General features: G+C 40.0%; 19 protein-coding genes. 9 read left to right on the top strand and 10 right to left on the bottom strand.

Features of this window, described 5'->3' with window-relative positions:
- The first annotated feature begins 12 nt into the window (after window positions 1-12).
- From rpiB to D7322_RS21385, 5 genes are all read left to right on the top strand, one after another.
- Window positions 13-459 (top strand): ribose 5-phosphate isomerase B, encoded by a 447-nt coding sequence (rpiB, locus tag D7322_RS21405; RefSeq protein ID WP_121126266.1) that lies wholly within the window; start codon window positions 13-15, stop codon window positions 457-459.
- A gap of 165 nt (window positions 460-624) precedes the next feature.
- Window positions 625-2,199: a M28 family peptidase gene (locus D7322_RS21400; RefSeq protein ID WP_121126265.1), complete on the top strand. Its 1,575-nt coding sequence runs from the start codon at window positions 625-627 to the stop codon at window positions 2,197-2,199.
- A 221-nt stretch (window positions 2,200-2,420) separates the two neighbouring features.
- Window positions 2,421-5,105, top strand: coding sequence for a peptidase associated/transthyretin-like domain-containing protein (locus D7322_RS21395; RefSeq protein ID WP_121126264.1), 2,685 nt, complete (start codon window positions 2,421-2,423; stop codon window positions 5,103-5,105).
- A gap of 90 nt (window positions 5,106-5,195) precedes the next feature.
- Complete coding sequence (locus tag D7322_RS21390; protein WP_121126263.1) at window positions 5,196-6,131, top strand: DnaJ C-terminal domain-containing protein; 936 nt, start codon at window positions 5,196-5,198, stop codon at window positions 6,129-6,131.
- Window positions 6,132-6,135: 4 nt separating this feature from the next.
- Window positions 6,136-6,423 carry a chaperone modulator CbpM gene (locus D7322_RS21385; protein ID WP_121126262.1) on the top strand — a complete coding sequence of 96 codons (288 nt, stop codon included), beginning with the start codon at window positions 6,136-6,138 and terminating at the stop codon, window positions 6,421-6,423.
- Window positions 6,424-6,462: 39 nt separating this feature from the next.
- On the opposite strand, the gene D7322_RS21380 is transcribed toward D7322_RS21385, so the two are convergent.
- The 5 genes from D7322_RS21380 to D7322_RS21360 form a co-directional block, all read right to left on the bottom strand.
- Window positions 6,463-7,356 (bottom strand): hypothetical protein, encoded by an 894-nt coding sequence (locus D7322_RS21380; protein ID WP_121126261.1) that lies wholly within the window; start codon window positions 7,354-7,356, stop codon window positions 6,463-6,465.
- 12 nt (window positions 7,357-7,368) lie between these two features.
- Window positions 7,369-9,414 (bottom strand): energy transducer TonB, encoded by a 2,046-nt coding sequence (locus D7322_RS21375; RefSeq protein WP_121126260.1) that lies wholly within the window; start codon window positions 9,412-9,414, stop codon window positions 7,369-7,371.
- Window positions 9,415-9,443: 29 nt separating this feature from the next.
- On the bottom strand, window positions 9,444-9,812 hold the full coding sequence (locus D7322_RS21370; RefSeq protein WP_121126259.1) for a BlaI/MecI/CopY family transcriptional regulator: 369 nt from the start codon (window positions 9,810-9,812) through the stop codon (window positions 9,444-9,446).
- Between the two features lie 149 nt (window positions 9,813-9,961).
- On the bottom strand, window positions 9,962-10,366 hold the full coding sequence (arfB, locus tag D7322_RS21365; protein WP_121126258.1) for an alternative ribosome rescue aminoacyl-tRNA hydrolase ArfB: 405 nt from the start codon (window positions 10,364-10,366) through the stop codon (window positions 9,962-9,964).
- Window positions 10,363-11,082, bottom strand: a complete 720-nt coding sequence (locus tag D7322_RS21360; protein WP_121126257.1) for a DUF1003 domain-containing protein — start codon at window positions 11,080-11,082, stop codon at window positions 10,363-10,365. Before D7322_RS21360 ends, arfB begins: the two co-directional genes overlap by 4 nt.
- Before the next feature lie 257 nt (window positions 11,083-11,339).
- On the opposite strand from D7322_RS21360, the gene bshA reads away from it, so the two are divergent.
- From bshA to D7322_RS21340, 4 genes are all read left to right on the top strand, one after another.
- Complete coding sequence (gene bshA / locus D7322_RS21355) at window positions 11,340-12,482, top strand: N-acetyl-alpha-D-glucosaminyl L-malate synthase BshA (RefSeq protein ID WP_121126256.1); 1,143 nt, start codon at window positions 11,340-11,342, stop codon at window positions 12,480-12,482.
- Window positions 12,483-12,556: 74 nt separating this feature from the next.
- Window positions 12,557-13,261, top strand: coding sequence for a UMP kinase (gene pyrH, locus D7322_RS21350; protein ID WP_075991132.1), 705 nt, complete (start codon window positions 12,557-12,559; stop codon window positions 13,259-13,261).
- 28 nt (window positions 13,262-13,289) lie between these two features.
- A complete protein-coding gene (frr, locus tag D7322_RS21345; RefSeq protein ID WP_121126255.1) occupies window positions 13,290-13,853 on the top strand; it encodes a ribosome recycling factor in 564 nt (187 codons plus the stop codon).
- A gap of 247 nt (window positions 13,854-14,100) precedes the next feature.
- The gene (locus D7322_RS21340) at window positions 14,101-15,084 is read left to right on the top strand and encodes a sugar phosphate isomerase/epimerase family protein (RefSeq protein ID WP_245971410.1); all 984 of its coding nucleotides are present in this window, start codon (window positions 14,101-14,103) and stop codon (window positions 15,082-15,084) included.
- A gap of 43 nt (window positions 15,085-15,127) precedes the next feature.
- Here D7322_RS21340 and purE read toward each other — a convergent pair whose 3' ends face one another.
- The 5 genes from purE to ffh form a co-directional block, all read right to left on the bottom strand.
- Window positions 15,128-15,637, bottom strand: coding sequence for a 5-(carboxyamino)imidazole ribonucleotide mutase (purE, locus tag D7322_RS21335; RefSeq protein WP_121126254.1), 510 nt, complete (start codon window positions 15,635-15,637; stop codon window positions 15,128-15,130).
- A 7-nt stretch (window positions 15,638-15,644) separates the two neighbouring features.
- On the bottom strand, window positions 15,645-16,787 hold the full coding sequence (locus D7322_RS21330) for a 5-(carboxyamino)imidazole ribonucleotide synthase (RefSeq protein ID WP_121126253.1): 1,143 nt from the start codon (window positions 16,785-16,787) through the stop codon (window positions 15,645-15,647).
- A gap of 32 nt (window positions 16,788-16,819) precedes the next feature.
- A complete protein-coding gene (locus tag D7322_RS21325; protein ID WP_104384901.1) occupies window positions 16,820-17,323 on the bottom strand; it encodes an NADH-quinone oxidoreductase subunit B in 504 nt (167 codons plus the stop codon).
- Window positions 17,324-17,325: 2 nt separating this feature from the next.
- The gene (locus tag D7322_RS21320) at window positions 17,326-17,913 is read right to left on the bottom strand and encodes an NADH-quinone oxidoreductase subunit A (protein WP_121126252.1); all 588 of its coding nucleotides are present in this window, start codon (window positions 17,911-17,913) and stop codon (window positions 17,326-17,328) included.
- Window positions 17,914-18,039: 126 nt separating this feature from the next.
- A complete protein-coding gene (gene ffh / locus D7322_RS21315) occupies window positions 18,040-19,380 on the bottom strand; it encodes a signal recognition particle protein (protein ID WP_121126251.1) in 1,341 nt (446 codons plus the stop codon).
- Window positions 19,381-19,463 lie beyond the last annotated feature (83 nt).

Below are 19,463 nucleotides of genomic sequence, written 5' to 3'. Positions count from 1 at the left end.
ATAACAAGAGAAATGAGCAGTGTAAAGAAAATTGCGATCGGAAGTGACCATGCAGGGTTTGAGTACAAAACGGCATTGGTTAACTTTTTAAATGAATTGGGTTATGAAGTAACTGACTTTGGAACAAACTCGCCAGATTCGGTCGATTACCCAGATTTTGCACATCCCGTCGCTTCTGCGGTAGAAAACAAGGAGGCTGATGCAGGTGTATTGATCTGTGGTAGTGCCAACGGAGTTGCGATCACAGCCAATAAACATCAAAATATCCGTGCCGCAATCTGTTGGTTGGAGGAAATTTCAGTATTAGCACGTCAGCATAATGACGCCAATGTCGTATGTGTTCCAGCTCGTTTTATCGATCTTGACCTTGCTAAAAAGATCGTATCAACTTTTATGACAACCGAATTTGAAGGTGGTCGTCATGCCAATCGTGTCAACAAAATAGCTTGCAGCTGTTAACAAATTAACATATTTTAAGGAGCGGATGAAAGGTAAAACATACTTTTCATCCGCTTTTTTAGTTATATTGTGTACTCATCATCTTATATACATATTGCGTACAGCATAGAGCCCAAGCTTACAGCAGCAGGTTCTCGAGACTCAATACAAAATACAAAATACGAAATGAAGAAAATACATAACCTGATCTGGATAGCGTTGTCTATGGTAAGCTGTGCTCAGGCACAGGATGTCAGCAGTAAGTACGCGAGTGAAATCACCGTAGAATCTACACAAAAACATCTGCGCACACTTGCTTCTGTAGACTTTGAAGGAAGAGGAACGGGGCAGAAAGGCGGTCAGCTGGCTGCGGATTATATCGCAAATGAATTCAAAAAATATGGCCTTTCAGCACCAGTAAATGGAACTTATTTTCAACCTCTTCGGCTTATACACAATAGTTTTAAAGTCAAGCACTTTAGCATCAATGACCGACCATTCTTAAATGGAAAAGATATCTTTGTCATCGGTAACAACGAGGATAAGCTCTTTGAAAGCAATGAGATTATCTTCATTGGTTATGGGATCGATGATCCAAAGTATTCCGACATCAGCGGTTTAGACCTGACCAATAAAATTGTCTTATTATTGAATGAAGGTGAACCTACGGATGACAAGGGAAATTCATGGATCACCGGAAAAAAAACACCGTCTGACTGGTCGACAAGCAGGAATAAAAAAATAAAGGAAATTCTCAAGAAGAAACCAAAGTTGGTGCTGGCTGTCAACAGTCAGCTTTCCCAACTACTTGAAGATGCGGGAGACCGTGCTACCGAAGGCCGCTATAACCTGGCCGTAGATCAGCCGGCACCCGAAAAATCCCCCATGATCCCCGTTGTCAACATCACCGATCATGCAGCGAATTATATATTCAATCTGGCACGTACAAATCTCGCGGCTGTAGTCGGTAAAATCAACCGTTCCGGACAGGCAAATTCCTTTGCGATCAGTACAAACCTTAAAGCTGAGTTCGGCACAAATGCAAAACCTTTAGCTGACCCCAATATCCTGGGATATTTAGAAGGAACTGATAAAAAAGATGAAATTGTCGTCATTGGCGGGCATTATGATCACGACGGCAAAGATTCAAAAGGAAACATCTTCTTCGGTGCAGATGACAATGCATCCGGAACAACGGCTGTACTTGAGCTCGCACGTAGCTTTTCCCGTGCAAAAGCCGCAGGCAATGGTCCAAGGCGTAGTATTCTTTTTATTACTTATGCAGCTGAAGAAAAAGGTTTACTCGGTTCTAAATTTTATACCGAAAACCCAGTTTTTCCATTGGCAAATACCATAGCCTGTATCAACATTGATATGATCGGGCGTGTTGATGACAAACATCTCAAAGGAAATCACGATTATATTCATGCGATCGGTTCAGACAAACTAAGCTCTGAACTCTATCAGATCAATAAAGATGAAAATGACAAAAACACCAAGTTGGAGATAGATTACATGTATGACAATCCAAAAGATCCCATGCGTCTTTATTACCGTTCTGACCATTATAACTTTGCAAAGAAAGGCATACCATCCATCTTCTATTTTTCGGGTCTTCATCCTGACTATCACACACCCGCGGACACCTATGACAAAATCGACTTCCCACTGATGGTAAAACGGGAAAAATTGATCTTTTTTACAGCATGGCAGATCGCCAATAGAGAAAACCGTCTGGCAATAGACAGCAACAAAGAATAAAAATAGTTTTCGCTATAATAAAAAAAAGGTCGGGTAAAGCAGTTTACCTGACCTTTTTTTATTACACAATCCCAGCTATTCCGCTAGCAGATAAATTATCCCTTTTGTGTTAAACTCTGTTAAAACACTGCCCTAATACCGGCTCTTATTTTTTGTTTCAGCTACTACTTAGTATAATTGTACCAAGTAATTGTACTAAGCCAATAACCAAAATAACCTTTATGAAAATACTGTTTATTTTCTACTTTCTGCTTCTCTTTACCATTCCCACGTTATCTCAGACAAAGGGGAAAGCAAACGGAACAATACTATCGCAAGCAGGTGAACCACTCGAAAAAGCAACAGTCACGGTGCTCTCTCCAAAGGATTCCGCTGTCATCTCGTATTTGCTGACAGATGCCAAGGGAAACTTCGAGTTTTTTCGGCTACCGGCCGAAACTAGGCTTATTTTGATTGTATCACACATCAATGCTTCGCCTTACAGCCAAGATTTTAGTATTCACAATGGATTACATAATTTTGGGCAATTAAAACTCGGGGCTAAAAGCCTCGATGAAGTTGTGGTCAATGTTGCCCCTCCCGTCCGGATGAACAAAGACACATTGGAATATAATACAAACTTCTTTAAAACGAGGCCAAATGCCAATGTAGAAGAACTAATTAAACAGCTCCCTGGATTACAGGTCAATATGGACGGGACCATCTACTATCAGGGAAAAGAAGTGTCAAAAGTCAAAGTAAATGACAAAGATTTCTTTTCTACGGATGTACGCATCGCTACACGAAATCTGGATGCTTCTTTAATAAAAACAGTACAAGTATATCGTGACAAAGGCGAATCTAAGATCAATGTCGAAGATGAAGACAGACTCCCAATTACGATCAATCTTAAAGTCAAGAAAGAGTTTTTAAAAGCGAGCTTCGGAAAAGCATATGGAAGTGCTGGCACCAGAGGGCATTACGAAGCAGGAGCACTGTTTAACACGTTTCGGGATACATTGCAATTGAGTTTTCTGGCTTTTGGAAACAATGTCAATAGACAGAGTTTCGATTATAATGAATTAAACCAGCAAGGTGGTTTGGGCCGAGCAGAAAGTTATGGTTTTGATAGCTTTGGCGGGCGAAATTATTCGGGGAAAGCAAATGATGTCGGTATCGGTTTCAATCTCAACAATGACTGGGGCACAAAAACAAAACTTAACATCATGTATATGCTGAAGCATAATAACACCGAAAATGCTAACCAGTCCAGTAATATCGCTAAATTCGATTCCATCGAGCAATTCAATAACAGTAATTATGAGGGACGCAAAAAACGCTTAGGTCATGATCTGAAGTCCCTATTCCGACACCGAATGGATACGACCGCCTATCTTGAATTTAAACCGAGTATTAGGATCAATAGAGATCACAGCGACTCGAAGTCCTTTTCAAAAACTGATACACAGCAAGATAGCATAAATAAATCACAGACAACGGGGGATTCTAAGCAGGCCCAATTTAACTATTCACATAGTTTTTATATTGAAAAACAGTTTAACAAAAAGCATAGCCTTTCTTTTCGCAATGAAATCAATTATAGCAATCATGATGTGGATGGCACCAATGAACAACTGAGTGAGATTTACAACAACCCTAATCCAAGAACCCTCCTATGGACAAACGAAGGTTCGGTAACGAAGTCCCGTGCATTCAATTCGACGATCAGTTATTTCAACAAAACTGTGAAAAAGTTAGATTTCAATCTATTTTTCTCCCTCAATAAAAACAGCCGCTCGCAGACCGAGACTTTCTATTTTGATCAGAACAACAGCGGAAGGGTCCATGGAAACGATCTCGAAAACAATTTTAATTACAATTATCAAGAATATGTCACGGGTCTTAAGTTTTATTGGAAACCCATCAAAGATATCTTTATTGATATAGGGACCACCTACGCCATAAAGGATGATCATTTCGATCTCAAACAGCTCAATGAAAATAAAAAGTTCAAAAATGGCTATTGGCTTCCTAATATTTCCGTTCGTTACAAAAGTCTGTCACTCAGTTGGCAGAAAAATATCCAATCGCCCGCCACAAATGGAATTCGCACGGTTGAAAATGACCTCAACCCATTACAAACCCGATTGAAGGCGTTTATTTTCGATAACATAGAAACGCAACAGGCAAGCGTTTCTTTTTATGCTTATAACGCGAAGATCCAATTCAATACCGGAGGAAATATTAACTACCAAGAACGCAGCATCGGCACTAGAAGCTGGCGTGATGCCAAAAATGGTCATTATACCGTTCAATCTTATCTAGCAGGTTCCAGGTATAATTCTTCTTTATATAGTTTCTTCAGATATAGTTTTAAAAGCGGTGAAAACTGGAATTTTTACCTTTCCCAGACCAGTACTGCTTATAATTTCGAAAATTACAGTACAATCAATGACATTTCCAATAAATCAAATAATGTGGGAATAGATCTATCACAGGAATTTTCCGTTACCTGGAGAAATCTGATCGGTATTCAACCCAAGTATACTTATAACAGGAATAAAAACTTAAATTCCGCCAAAAACCATCCAGACTTTGCTGAAACAGCTTATTCAACACATCAGATCGGCATGGGATTAAATATCAATCCTATTCAGGGGTTTTCGTTAGAGAGTACTTATTCATTGGATAATAGAGCAAGTGGATTAAATGGAAGAAAAAACTACCATATATTGAACGCTTCAATGTACTATACATTTAAAAACAAGTCTCAAGTTAAACTGACCGGCTTTGACATCCTGAATCAAAATACACAAAATTACTGGGGAAGTCAGGGGAACATGACTTATTTTGGAAGTTCAATGACCTTAAAGCAGTATTTTATGCTCGGATATATCCACAAATTCAATATCATAAAAACCAAATGATAAGTCTATCTGAAAAAGTTTGATTTGACCACAAGCAGAAACATTTTACCTGTATTTATTGTTATCTTTAGGATAAAACACGTATAATTTATGGCTTTTGTAGATTACTATAAAGTGCTTGGCATTGATAAAACGGCTTCGGCAGATGATATCAAAAAAGCATATCGAAAACTAGCGCGTAAATATCATCCTGATGTCAACCCCAATGATAACGAGGCTAAACAACGGTTTCAGGAGATCAATGAAGCGAATGAAGTGTTATCCGATCCCGAGAAACGTAAAAAATATGACCAATATGGCGAACATTGGCAACATGGAGAGGAGTACGAAAAAGCACAGCAGCAATACCGACAATCCCAATCGGGCGGTGGCAATCCTTTTGGTTCCGGCGGGAACCCATTTGGTGGCGGTGCGGGTTCCTACGAGTATACCGGAAATTTTGATGATGGTCAATTCTCGGATTTTTTCGAGCAGATGTTTGGCAGTCGACGCGGTGGCGGTAGACAAAGTACCTTCCGTGGACAGGACTTTAATGCTGAGCTGAGTTTAACGCTCCAACAGGCCTACACTACTCACCAACAAACCTTTAATATCAACGGCAAGAGTATCCGTATAACGATTCATGCAGGTGTTGAGGATGGTCAGAAAATCAAATTAAAGGGCTATGGTAGCGAAGGAATCAATGGTGGCCCTAAAGGCGATTTATATATTACGATCAACATCACGCCCGATGCAAATTTCAAACGTCAGGGAAATGATCTGTACACCTCGCTGGATGTAGACCTTTATACGGCGATTTTAGGTGGCGAGGCAACACTCGACACCTTTGGCGGTAAAATAAAATTAAAGATCAAACCCGAAAGTCAAAACGGTGCAAAAATGCGGCTCAAGGGCAAAGGTTTTCCGCTATACCGGAAAGAAGGCGAATTTGGAGATCTCTACGTAAGCCTAAACATCAAAATGCCCAGCAATCTTTCCGATGACGAAAAAGCGCTATTTCAACAATTGAAGGATCTAAAGCAATAATCTTATGGAAACGACACTCATAAAAGTGATAGACTTCTGTCAGTCCAGAAAGGTTGAAACAACTTTTCTACAGACCATGGAGGAATATGGACTCATTCATATTGTCATGCAGCAGGAAGAACAATATATCGACGAAGATGAACTCAAGAAACTGGAACGTTTCTCAAATCTATATTACGATCTCGAAGTAAATCCACAGGGAATTCAGGTAGCCAATCATTTATTGGATAAGGTCGAACAACTGCAAAATGAAATCTTATTACTCAAAAATAAATTAAAAGCCCTGGATTAATAATCCAGGGCTTTTATCCCCGTCAATAAAATAGAATAATTAGAATACCACGTCCTTCTCAGTATTGATTTTGGTCTGCCAGACGATTTTATCCTGCAGCGTCGTATAGAGAATTTCATAATCTCCTTTACAAACAACGAATGAGCCATAAAAATCTTTTGGCTTCATTAGCCGATAGACCACCAATGTACGCTTCCCTTCTACATTTCCATATGCTTTCATCAGCATATATCCGGTTTTGTTAATCTTTTCCTCAGGAATCTTATAGTCAAGATGTGAACGACTTCCATCGTCCGGGCATTGTATCGCCGTCCTGCTCGGCGTAAAAATATAGCGATTGCGGTACAAGGCCACGTTGGATTGCACAATATCCTTCGCCCAGGCAATGTCATTGAAATCAGCCGGAAGCAGAAAGATCATACTCACCATCTTTTCCTGCCAAAGCCTGTCATTGAACGGAATAACAAAATGCAACAGCTTTTGCCCTTTGAATTCATTTATGTTGTAGAAATATCGTCCTTCCCTGTTTTCTTCCCGCTGAAAGGCGGTCAAGTCCAATAAATGATTTCTTTTGCCTTTGACATTCGGAAAATTGTTTATCACAGCAAGCATGTCATAATTATATTTCCCTTTCATATGTCCGGTAAATAAGACCTTGTAAGCAGTATCCGGGTAATTTAGATGTTTGAGTACATTTTTGTATTTGGCAGTGACCTTACTCACATTGATCGGCCCACCATTGGATTGCCAGTTCTCTTCCTTTAAAATATCATCGCCTAAAAATACAGCCAGGTTTTTATCGATATTGATAAAATATTCATCTCCTTCCACTGTATAGCCATTTGGAGCAATCTGATAGGATCTGCAGGAAACAAGTGCAAAAATTAGCCACACGGTGATTAACAGGAGTAAGGGTTTCTCTTTTCTTAACATCCGGGCGGTCTCCTAAGATTTTAAGTTTTGCATCTTTAGTCCTTCCCAACGATAAACATCATAAAAATCGCCGTTCACCTTCATTACTTTTAATGTCAGCTCATATTGATTTCTAACAGGACTGCCATCGAGAATACCGGGTTTCCATTTTGCTCCAGATCGCAACAGTCGGACCAACTCGTCACCGGCCTTCGTATTAGGCGTGCTGACGACTTTAAAATTATTCAGCTGACCATTTTTTTCGACAACAAATTGCACAACGACATTCCCATCTTCACCAGTTGAGTTTGGGGCGTAATTTTTCATCACATAATCACGTAAGGCAATCATCCCTCCAATAGGTTCTGACGTCACGTCTACACGCGTATAATTCTTCACATAACCACCATTAGGGGCAAATTTGTAATAGAAGGCAGCTTTGGATTCAACAGGATTGCCATCCACCAGAGCAGGTTCCCATTTTGACCGGGACAATAATTTAGTCGCTTGATCAATAAACTGTTTGTCAAGATCCGTTCTGATTTTTAAAGACTTTATTGTACCATCGGGATTAATAATAAAGTAACTTTCAATCACGGGATCAAGGTCTTTATTGGATATTTTTCGGGGCATTTTAAAATTCTGGGCAAACCAGCTGCTTAAGCCATCAACGCCGAGCTTCGGCGTAGCAACTGCTTTTTTTGCTTTAGCTGGAGCCGGCGAGCTGTCCTCTTGCATTGTATTTAAACGGATAGGTAAGGTATAGGCTACACGTACTTTTCGACCATTTTGTAGGCCGGGATTCCATTTTGCCGCACTTTTCATTAGCTTCAACGCAGCTTCACCGGTACCATAGCCCAGATCTTTTTTGACTTCAAAACTCGACAAGTTCCCATTCTGTTCCACAATGAAGGAAATTTCAATAATACCATTCACTGCGTTTTCCAATGCGGCTTTCGGGTAGTCGTAATTGCTGCCAACCCACATCATAAATTGCCGCATTCCACCAACGGGTTCAGGAAGAACTTCGACTTCGGTAAAAACGATATCTTTCCGAGGATTCGTTGTATCCGGCTGGATCAAGGCGTTTGCGCTCTCATTTGCATAAACATTGCTTCCCGCCACAGCTAGTGAAGGTTCAGTAATCGCATTCCACCGTCCTCCCGGTGCTTGGTTCCGCGAAATCAATTCTTCAACAGACATCGCTGATTCTTTTGATCCGGGTATCTCCAACTGGTTAATGGAACTTTCCATATCGGTGACAAGATCCTTCGCCCGGGTCGTGTTAAATACCAGGGTCGAAGCCGTCACCACCAATAGCATCGGTAAAATGGTTACATACAAAAGCTTATGGTTCTGTGTTGATTTATTCTTAAATAACATCATAATTCTTTTCTTTAAAAACGAATGATTAGAAAACTCATGCGTCAGCGGAAGATGATCCGTCTTCAGGGCATGAGCAACCAACATTTCGGCATAGGCCACCTTATCTGTCGAACAGATTTCGTCGGCTATACATTCGTGCTGGAACTTTAACTCTTTTTGAAAGAAATATAAAATCGGATTAAACCAGTTGAAAATTTTCAACAGCTCCATCAAAAGCAAATCGTAAGAGTGGCCCTGTTCGACATGGACACGTTCATGTAATTCGATACTGCCGCTGTCTTTAATAGACTCTCCAATGATGATTTTATTGAAAAATGAAAAACTTAGATAGTCTTGTTCGTGACGTAAAGCATGAATTAACCACTTCACCCGAGCGATCAGGAAAGCACAGGCAATCGCAACCCCTGTCCAATAGACATAGGTCATAATGTCTATCAAATAGATCGGCTGCTCCTGCGGGCTGCTAATGGCAATATCCATGTAGCCACTCAGATCCACCATCGGTATGGAATACGCGATTATCTGGGCGTTCGGTAATTCAATAAAAATCCCAATGGGTGCCAGGAGCGAGAAAAATATCATCCCGATCAAATAAACCCGATTCCATTGAAAAAAGGTGAGTTTTCGAAAAATCAGCCTATAGAGCACAAAGCCGATAATCAATGAAACATTGACAATCAATAAGTAAATCATAATCAAGAGTTTATAAGAGGTGGTTGTTGCTATTTGTTTTGTCGGATAATCGAAAGAATATCATCTAATTCTTTGACATCCAATTTATTCTCTTCCAGAAAATAAGAAAGCATACTTTTGGGAGAATTATCAAAATAATTATTCAACAACTTACCAGTGATTCCTTTTTTATATTCTTCTTTTGAAATCTTTGGCAAATACTGATGGCTTTTACCAAAAGACTCATGCGATACAAAACCCTTGGTTTCGAGAATACGCACTATGGTTGAAACTGTATTGTAAGCAGGTTTCGGTTCAGGTAGACGGTCAATGATATCTTTGACAAAACCACGTCCTATTTCCCAAAGTTCCTGCATGATCTGTTCTTCTGCTTTAGTCAGTTCTTTGAAATCTTCCATAACTCCTTTATATTAACAGTACTGTTGTAATCGATTACCATACAAGTATATAACTAAAGAAATAGTTTTACAACTACTTCTTTAGTTATATAATTAAAACACTGATTTTGAGTTAAATAAAATTAAATTAAATACTACTTTATAACAGACTAATCCTCAAAATTCCGTCTGCGTGAAGCTTTCAGCTGGGCCTGCTGCTTCTTTCGGTCTAGTCTTTTTAACACACTGGAATAGGGTATTTTGGTTTTCTTTCTTGGTTTTATAGGCAAAAGTGCATCCTTCACCAGGTGAAGAAAACGGTCAATGGCAATTTCCTTGTTGCGTAGCTGCGAACGGTCTATATCAGCTTCCAGCTGCAAAATGCCTTCTTTATTTATGCGATTTGAGAGCTTTTCAGTCAGAATAGCCTTTTCCTCAGCTGATAAAACTGTCGACTGCTCCACATTCCATTGTAGGGTCACTTTAGAGGATACCTTATTGACATGTTGTCCCCCTGCCCCACCGGACCGTGAAAATTTAAACGTCAGCTCTCCTATTATTCCTGTTATATTCATTTGTTTTTAAATGCTTCTTCTATTTTTTCCATCTTCTTGAGCAGAAAACCTAATTTTTCGACTTGGTCACGTTGTACCTCAACGAGTTCCTGCTCTTTACGAATAATGAGATGGTCTATTTTTTCATGCAGTTCCCTAATTTCAAGTTCAGCTTTAAGGTTGACCATATAATCATTGCGTGCCCGCTCCCGGTCTTTAGCCTCTTGTCTATTTTGGCTCATCATAATGACCGGTGCCTGTAGGGCGGCGACGCAAGATAAAATGAGATTAAGCAAAATAAATGGATAAGGGTCAAAACCCTTATTATTTAGCCAATAGGTATTGAGCGCAATCCAGATCAGCAAAAATACGACGAAAGAAATAATAAATGTCCAACTCCCGCCGAATTCGGCAACTTTATCCGCTATACGCTCTCCCACCGAGGTTGCGCCGCCTACATCACTGTCTATACCTGCACTAATGACTTTATTATCCTTAAAGCTCTGTATCACTTGTTGATCCAATTGACTGAGCTGTCCAGACTCATCCTTCAAAAATTCGGCAATATAGGCTTCTTTAAACTTAGTCAATTCCGTTGCGGCAATATATTTGTCTTTCCCAAAATTGGGATATTCCTTTCGGATTAATCTATAAATAGGTTGTCGGATCGAAGCCCCCAAAATACACTGTTCGACAGGGAATTGCTGTCCTGAGATATCACTTGTGAAATTGTCCATATACCGCTTAAATGTCTACTTAAAGATAATGCTTTTTAAGTAATCAAAAAATTCACAAAACTATGGCAATTGGTTTTTGTTATTTTAGGCATAAATAGTCGAAATTTGCAGCACAAAAAATGAGTTATGAAATCATCAGGATTTATTCGCATACAGAAAAGGCGTTAAATCTGAAGCTTCATCACCTTTAAAATAGAACCGAGTGCAGCGAGTTCATTTGTACCAATGAAAGCGAACACTAAATAAAAATTATATCAATGAAAATAGGCATTGTTTGTTATCCCACATTTGGTGGCAGTGGTGTTGTGGCAACGGAGTTAGGAAAGGCTTTGGCGGCCAATGGGCATGAGATCCATTTTATAACCTACCGACAACCTGCACGCCTAGATTTCTTTTCGGAAAACCTATACTATCACGAAGTAGCAGTATCCCAATATCCGCTTTTTGACTTTTTACCTTACGAATCTGCCCTGGCCAGTAAACTGGTTGATGTTGTACGCTTTGAAAAGCTGGATCTGATCCATGTACATTACGCTATTCCCCACGCTTCGGCTGCGTTCATGGCAAAACAAATCTTGCTGACCACGTATGGCATTAATATTCCGGTGGTTACCACTCTTCATGGCACAGATATTACGCTGGTTGGAAAGGATAAGAGCTTTAGCCCGGTCGTCACCTTCTCGATCAATCAGTCAGACGGTGTAACCGCCGTTTCACAAAATCTAAAAGATGAGACACTCCGATATTTTGATATCTCCAGAGATATTAAAGTGATTACCAACTTTATCGATCTCGATAGATTCAGCAATAGGGATCGCTCCCATTTCAAAAAAGCGATTGCTCCGGGTAACGAACGGATCTTGGTCCATACCTCCAATTTCAGAAAAGTCAAAAATACGGAAGACGTTATTCGTATATTTAAGAAAGTCCATGATGTCATCCCTTCCAAACTATTAATGGTAGGTGACGGGCCTGAACGTCGCAACGCGGAGGAGTTATCCAGAGAATTGGATGTGTGTAAAGATGTTCGCTTTTTGGGTAAACAGGATGCCGTGGAAGAGATTTTATCTGTTTCTGATCTTTTCCTGATGCCTTCCAGTTCCGAAAGTTTTGGATTGGCCGCGCTAGAAGCAATGGCCTGCCAAGTTCCAGTTGTATCATCCAACACAGGCGGATTACCCGAACTCAATGAGAACGGCGTGACAGGATTCCTCAGTAATGTGGGTGATGTCGATGATATGGCCAAGAATGCAATCTATATTTTAGAAGATGCAGAACGGTTGGAAAAATTTAAAGAAGCGGCGTTAAACCATGCTAAAAAATTCCAATTGTCCAATATCATGCCTCTATACGAACAATATTACCGGGAAGTGATTGATCAAACAACAAAAGCACAATAAATATCATTTTTGGCCTTAAGGGTTGAAAAAAAAATTTTATCTTTGACCTTTGGAAAATTTCCAAAAAAACAATTATGAAATACAAACGTATCTTATTAAAACTTAGCGGTGAATCCTTAATGGGTGACCAAAGCTATGGTATCGATATTAACCGTGTATCACAATACGCTAATGATATCAAAGAAATTCACGATCAAGGTTTAGAAATAGCAATTGTTATCGGTGGTGGTAACATTTACCGCGGTTTAAGTGCTGAAAAATCAGGGATGGACCGTGTTCAGGCAGACTATATGGGAATGCTTGCCACTGTAATCAACAGTATGGCACTTCAGGATGCTCTTGAAAAAGTAGGGAAAAAGACACGTTTGCTAACGGCTATCAAGATGGAGCAGATCTGTGAACCATTTATTCGCAGAAGAGCTGTACGCCACTTGGAAAAAGGTCGTATTGTTATTTTCGGAGCCGGTACCGGAAACCCATATTTCACGACGGACACAGCAGCTTCTTTGCGTGCGATTGAAATCAATGCCGATGCAGTACTAAAAGGAACACGTGTAGATGGTATCTATACTGCTGATCCGGAGAAAGATCCTAGTGCAACAAAATTCGAAGAGATCTCATTCACGGAAGTGTATGAGAAAGGGTTAAACGTCATGGATATGACTGCTTTTACCCTTTGCCAAGAAAATAAATTACCCATCATTGTATTTGACATGAACAAACCTGGCAATTTGTTGAAACTTGCCAATGGTGAACATGTAGGAACTGTGGTAAAATAATTAAAATCTGTATAAAACGTAATCTTATATGAACGAACTAATTTCAATTGAATTGGACGATTGTAAAGACAAGATGTCCAAAGCAGTTGCTCACACGGAGTCTGAATTAACAAAAATTCGCGCCGGTAAAGCTTCACCATCTATGTTGGATGGTATCTCAGTCGATTATTATGGCAGCGCGACTCCGCTTTCGCAAGTAGCTAACATTAATACAACTGATGCACGGACAATTGTCATCCAACCTTGGGAAAAATCGCTCATCAACGCAATTGAAAAAGCTATTACGGATGCTAATCTTGGCATCAATCCTCAAAATGATGGTATCGTAATCCGCTTGAATGTCCCTCCTTTGACTGAAGAAAGAAGACGTGACCTGGTGAAAAAAGTAAAAGAAGAGACTGAAAGAGGCCGAGTAGCTATCCGTAATATTCGTAAAGATGCCAATGAGTCCATCAAAAAATTGAAAAATGATGGTGCCTCAGAAGACGAGATCAAAACTGCCGAAGGCGAAGTTCAAAAATTGACTGATGCATTTATTGTAAAGGTTGATAAATTGGCTGAACTGAAAGAAAAAGATATCATGACTGTTTAAGTTGCTATTCTTAAACAAACAAAACGAGGGTGTTCAAAAAGATTGAATATCCTCGTTTTGTTTATGGTATTCGTATTCCGGCACCCACTCTCGTTAAATATTCAGCAGGCGCCCCTTTTTTCTTTCCGGCAGCTTCTTCCTCATTTTCCGATAGTTCAATATGATCCGTTTACAAAATATTCCGCGACGTTTTATTGATATTTGACCAAAATAATTGTACATTGTACACTAACACATAATCAGTTATATGATGAACAATTCTCGCCGTCAATTTTTAAAGCAAGCTGGAATAGGTCTTTCGGCAGCTTATCTGATGCCCAACTTGATATCTTGTCAAAATAAAACGGACGCCGTCAGTGACAATCCCCTGCAGAACATAGGTGTACAGCTCTATTCCATACGGGATTTAATGGATAAAGATCCAAAAGGTTCTTTGGAGCAAATTGCAAAAATTGGCTTCAAACATGTTGAGCTATATGGTATTGATCCTGCCGCCAAACAATTCTGGAAATTACCTTATAAAGAGCTAAAAAAGATTTTGGATGACAACGGCTTAAAAACTCATTCGGGTCATTATGATATGTCTAAATATCTCAGTAAATCCCATACCGATAAAGAAGATTTATCTATTTACTTTGATGCAGCAAAAGAGCTCGGTCAGGAATATGTTATTGCGCCAGTTACACCAATGTTCGATATTAATGCACTTAAAAAAGACGATTATCTCTATGCCGCAGAACAACTTAATAAAGCAGGAGAACAGGCGAAGAAACTCGGATTAAAAATTGCATACCACAACCATTTCTGGGAATTTAGAGATCTGGGGAATAATACAATGGGGGAAGAAGTCATGTTAGCTTTCACAGAACCTGATCTAGTGGATTTTGAACTTGATCTTTTCTGGGCCGAGAAAGCCGGGAAAAATCCGATATCCATATTCGAAAAATTCCCGAATAGATTTAAACTATGGCATGTGAAGGATATGGACCGCACAAAATCCAATCCGATCGAATGGCCTAAGGACGGCGAGTTACCGGTTGAACAGATCTTTAAAGATATCAGATATACCGAAGTTGGTACAGGAAGTATCAATTTTACCGAGATTGTCAAAGAGAAAGCTAAAGCAGGGCTGAAATATGCATTCGTGGAGCAAGACAACATCTATATGCCAAATAAGATGGAGAGTCTTAAAAAGAGCTACGATTATGTGCAGGCAAATCTGATCAAATAGAAAAGGGAAGCAAATGCTTCCCTTTTCTATTTGATCAATTCCATTAGAACTGTGTATCCTCCACTTCAACGGCTGTCTCAATCACTTTACGCGCCAGTTCTTCCTTGAAGTCAATAATATTTTTACTGATCGTCTCATCATGAGTTCCTAGAATCTGAGCAGCCAAAATACCTGCATTTTTTGCAGCATTTAAGGCAACTGTAGCCACTGGAATTCCGTTGGGCATCTGCAGGATTGATAAGACCGAATCCCATCCATCGATAGAATTAGCGGATTTTACGGGAACACCGATCACAGGTAAATGTGTAATTGACGCGACCATTCCCGGTAAATGTGCTGCCCCGCCAGCTCCTGCAATAATCACTTTCAATCCGCGGGATGCCGCATCTTTCGCATAATCAAACATGCGTTGTGGCGTACGGTGTGCCGAAACGATGGTAACTTCAAATTCCACTCCAAGGACTTTGAGGACATCAATGGCATCCTGCATAACTGGAAGATCAGATTTACTTCCCATGATAATGCCTACCTGGGCCTTATTATTGATTGACATAGTATTATTAGGCTTTAACTTTTAATATTTCTTGTACTTTTCTTGCATTGGAGATTGCTTTATCCCGATCATCATTGATGATACATACGTGGCCCATCTTGCGAAAAGGCTTTGTATATTTCTTGCCATACAGATGCAAATAAACTCCTTCCATCGCCAATACCTCTTCTACGCCGTCATATTTTGCTAAACCTTCGTAGCCATTTTCGCCCAAAAGATTGATCATGACCGCATTTGTCCGACATCTCGTATCGCCCAATGGTAAATTGAATATTGCTCTTAAATGTTGTGCAAATTGAGAAACATAATTGCCCTCTATCGTTTGATGTCCGCTATTATGCGGGCGCGGAGCCAGTTCATTCACCAAAATATCTCCGTTTTTCGTTAGGAACATTTCTACAGCAAGCAGGCCCACGATTTGCAAATCGTCTGCAATTTTCTTTGCAATTGCTTCCGCGCGCTGTTGAATTTCCACGCCATACAAGGATGGCGCGATAAGAAACTCAACCAAATTAGCTTGTGGATTGAATTCCATCTCTACCATCGGAAAGGTGGAGACATCCCCCCGATCGTTACGGGCGACAATGACAGCGATTTCCTTTTCAAAATCTACCCACTCTTCAATTAAACTCGGTTCTTCAAAAGCATCCTGAATATCCGCTTCAGTAACAATTTTCTTAACCCCTTTTCCATCATAACCATCTTTACGCAGTTTCTGAATGTAAGGTAGGCTCAGGGCAGGATTTTTTAAATTATCCTTTGTTGATATCAATTGAAACGCTGAGGTCGGGATATCATTTTGTTTAAAGAACTGTTTCTGCAACCCCTTATCTTGGATCAGGCGAATGATACGCGACTGTGGGTAAACGACTACGCCTTCCTCTTCCAGTTTCTCCAGGGCATCAACATTTACTTTTTCGATTTCGATCGTTATCAGATCCAGATCTTTTCCAAAATTATATACTGTCTCAAAATCACTCAATGAACCACATTCAAACTTATTGCACAGCTTCCGACAAGGGGCATTCTTATCAGGATCCAACACATGAACGTTTACATTGTAATTAATGGCTTCCTGGATTAACATTCTTCCGAGTTGACCACCACCAAGAATGCCTAATTGCAGTTCGCCATAAAAATCTTTTGCCATAATTGATTTTAAAATCTTATAAAATTTATCTTCTAAGCTTTTTCCTTGAACAATTGTTCGCCTAATAAACTTTCTTTATCTATCTTCTTTTGCAGTTCAATAAATGCACCGATAAGGGCTTCTGGACGTGGAGGACAACCTTGAACATACACATCCACGGGGATGATCCGATCCACTCCCTTAACCACATGATAGCCGTGTTGCCAATAAGGTCCGCCACAATTGGAACAGGATCCCATCGAGATCACATATTTAGGATCGGGCATCTGCTCATATAGTTTTTTTATACGGTCAGCCATTTTGAATGTAACTGTACCTGCGATTATAATAACATCAGACTGTCTTGGCGAAGGCCTTGGAAAAACGCCCATCCGATCCAGGTCATAAGTCGAGGCCATTGCCCCCATCATCTCGATCGCACAACAGGCAATGCCAAAACTCATGGGCCACATGGACGAAAGTCTCGCCCAGTTTAGCAAATCATCCAATTTGGCAACGACGACACCATTATTTTGCAGTTGACTATCTAAACTCATGCTTACTCAGTTTTTTTAAATCGAGGTCTAAAAGCGATCTTTGGAGCAGCTGTCACTTCCTGTGCGACAGTATTCTCCATAGCCACGTCTGCCGGCTCCCTATAGTCCCGCACCTGATAGGTACGATTATTCAATGTGGAATAAGCACTTTGAGGAATATTTACAGGAACCTTAGGCAAAGATACATTGGGTTTCACCCATTCGAGATCGCCTTTTTTCCAGACAAAAACTAATCCCAAGATTAATATGCCGATAAACATGGCCATTTCAATCATGGTAAACCAGCCCCATCGACCATCTGCGGCAATGTATTCCGATTGCCCAAATACTGTTGCCCATGGAAAAATAAAAATAAGCTCCACATCAAACAACAGGAACACCAAGGCAATGACGTAGAATCGAGGATTAAATTGTACCCAAGAGGATCCGACAGGATCTTCACCACATTCGTAAGTGCCAGATTTAATGGGATTGTTCTTTTTGGGAGAAATTAAACGTGCTAGAAAAATGGTCGCACAGACTAACAGCGTCCCTATCAACAGAATGATAAGGATTTTGCCGTATTCCGATAATTGTGCGGGGTCATCCATAATAATTACAAATTTAACAATTATTTCGTTTACTCGAGCGAGGAACTTGAAATTACGAATTATTTATTAAAAAAATGGGGCATTGTATGCCTACAATGCCCCATACGATATAACTATACACTAAAATTACATTTTTCCTGGCATTTTAGGCATATTGCGCATCAGCTTAGCGGCCATCGCCGGGTTAGACATTTGCTTCATCACCTTTCGCATATCACCAAATTGCTTCAACAATTTGTTTACTTCATTAATGTCTGTTCCGGAACCTTTGGCAATACGTAAACGACGTTTTTGGTCAATTACATCCGGATTTTCACGCTCAAAAGGAGTCATCGAATCAATGATCGCTTCAATAGGTTTGAACGCATTGTCATCGACTTCAATATCTTTCATTGCCTTTCCTACGCCGGGGATCATGCCCATCAAATCTTTCATATTACCCATTTTTTTGATCTGTTGGATCTGGGATTTGAAATCATTGAAATCAAATTTATTCTTACGGATTTTCTTTTGAAGTTCAGCAGCTTGCTTTTCGTCAAACTGTTGTTGTGCACGCTCTACCAAAGATACCACGTCACCCATACCCAAAATGCGGGATGCCATACGATCGGGGTAGAAAACATCCAATGCATCCATCTTCTCTCCGGTACCGATAAACTTAATTGGCTTATTGACAACGGATTTTATGGATAGCGCAGCACCACCGCGTGTATCACCATCCAATTTGGTCAATACAACACCTGTAAAATCAAGGCGATCGTTGAATGTCTTCGCTGTATTGACAGCATCCTGACCCGTCATCGAGTCAACTACAAATAAGATCTCATCCGGTTTTGTTGCTTCCTTAACCGCAGTGATCTCTACCATCAAAGGCTCATCTATCGCCAAACGACCAGCGGTATCAATAATGACTACATTATGGCCATTGCGTTTTGCCTCTTCAACACCTGCTTTGGCAATAGCAATCGGATCCGTTGATTCTCTATTGACATATACAGGTACACCAACTTGCTCAGCGAGTACCTCCAATTGGTCAATGGCGGCCGGACGATAAACGTCACCAGCGACCAATAATGGCTTTTTGTTCTTTTTATCTTTCAGGTATAAGGCTAACTTTCCGGAAAAAGTTGTTTTACCGGCACCGTTCAGACCCGCGATCAAAATAACAGTAGGATTTTTACCAGTCTCCAGCTCGGTAACAGATCCGCCCATCAATGCTGTCAACTCATCATTCATGATTTTAGTCAACAATTGACCCGGAGAAATACTTGTTAAAACGTTCTGCCCTAAAGCTTTTTGTCTAACATCATCTGTAAAAGTTTTAGCAGTCTTGTAATTCACGTCGGCATCCAACAATGCCTTGCGAATTTCTTTCATCGTTTCAGCAACGTTAATTTCGGTAATACTGCCTTGCCCTTTTAATACCTTAAAGGCTCTATCTAGCTTATCTTGAAGATTTGAAAACATAAAATCTGAGTCTTATTCTATATAAACAGCAAAGTTAAAAAAATAGTCTGTAGTAACCTCATTAACACCCTATAAAAAATGCG

Origin of the sequence: Sphingobacterium puteale (assembly GCF_003627955.1) — a bacterium.
In the GTDB taxonomy this organism is placed as follows: Bacteria; Bacteroidota; Bacteroidia; order Sphingobacteriales; family Sphingobacteriaceae; genus Sphingobacterium; species Sphingobacterium puteale.
Note: the sequence above shows the minus strand (reverse complement) of the source record. Positions and strands in the feature narration are given on the sequence as shown.

Excerpts from the sequence above, each read along its gene's own strand:
- pyrH (WP_075991132.1), top strand. The coding sequence starts at position 12,557 with ATGAAATACAAACGTATCTTATTAAAACTTAGCGGTGAATCCTTAATG.
- D7322_RS21385 (WP_121126262.1), top strand. The coding sequence starts at position 6,136 with ATGGAAACGACACTCATAAAAGTGATAGACTTCTGTCAGTCCAGAAAG.
- D7322_RS21340 (WP_245971410.1), top strand. The coding sequence starts at position 14,101 with ATGATGAACAATTCTCGCCGTCAATTTTTAAAGCAAGCTGGAATAGGT.
- D7322_RS21360 (WP_121126257.1), bottom strand. The coding sequence starts at position 11,082 with ATGGACAATTTCACAAGTGATATCTCAGGACAGCAATTCCCTGTCGAA.
- D7322_RS21330 (WP_121126253.1), bottom strand. The coding sequence starts at position 16,787 with ATGGCAAAAGATTTTTATGGCGAACTGCAATTAGGCATTCTTGGTGGT.
- D7322_RS21370 (WP_121126259.1), bottom strand. The coding sequence starts at position 9,812 with ATGGAAGATTTCAAAGAACTGACTAAAGCAGAAGAACAGATCATGCAG.
- purE (WP_121126254.1), bottom strand. The coding sequence starts at position 15,637 with ATGTCAATCAATAATAAGGCCCAGGTAGGCATTATCATGGGAAGTAAA.
- D7322_RS21320 (WP_121126252.1), bottom strand. The coding sequence starts at position 17,913 with ATGGATGACCCCGCACAATTATCGGAATACGGCAAAATCCTTATCATT.
- D7322_RS21395 (WP_121126264.1), top strand. The coding sequence starts at position 2,421 with ATGAAAATACTGTTTATTTTCTACTTTCTGCTTCTCTTTACCATTCCC.
- bshA (WP_121126256.1), top strand. The coding sequence starts at position 11,340 with ATGAAAATAGGCATTGTTTGTTATCCCACATTTGGTGGCAGTGGTGTT.
- D7322_RS21375 (WP_121126260.1), bottom strand. The coding sequence starts at position 9,414 with ATGATTTACTTATTGATTGTCAATGTTTCATTGATTATCGGCTTTGTG.
- D7322_RS21390 (WP_121126263.1), top strand. The coding sequence starts at position 5,196 with ATGGCTTTTGTAGATTACTATAAAGTGCTTGGCATTGATAAAACGGCT.
- D7322_RS21325 (WP_104384901.1), bottom strand. The coding sequence starts at position 17,323 with ATGAGTTTAGATAGTCAACTGCAAAATAATGGTGTCGTCGTTGCCAAA.
- frr (WP_121126255.1), top strand. The coding sequence starts at position 13,290 with ATGAACGAACTAATTTCAATTGAATTGGACGATTGTAAAGACAAGATG.
- ffh (WP_121126251.1), bottom strand. The coding sequence starts at position 19,380 with ATGTTTTCAAATCTTCAAGATAAGCTAGATAGAGCCTTTAAGGTATTA.
- D7322_RS21380 (WP_121126261.1), bottom strand. The coding sequence starts at position 7,356 with ATGTTAAGAAAAGAGAAACCCTTACTCCTGTTAATCACCGTGTGGCTA.
- rpiB (WP_121126266.1), top strand. The coding sequence starts at position 13 with ATGAGCAGTGTAAAGAAAATTGCGATCGGAAGTGACCATGCAGGGTTT.
- arfB (WP_121126258.1), bottom strand. The coding sequence starts at position 10,366 with ATGAATATAACAGGAATAATAGGAGAGCTGACGTTTAAATTTTCACGG.
- D7322_RS21400 (WP_121126265.1), top strand. The coding sequence starts at position 625 with ATGAAGAAAATACATAACCTGATCTGGATAGCGTTGTCTATGGTAAGC.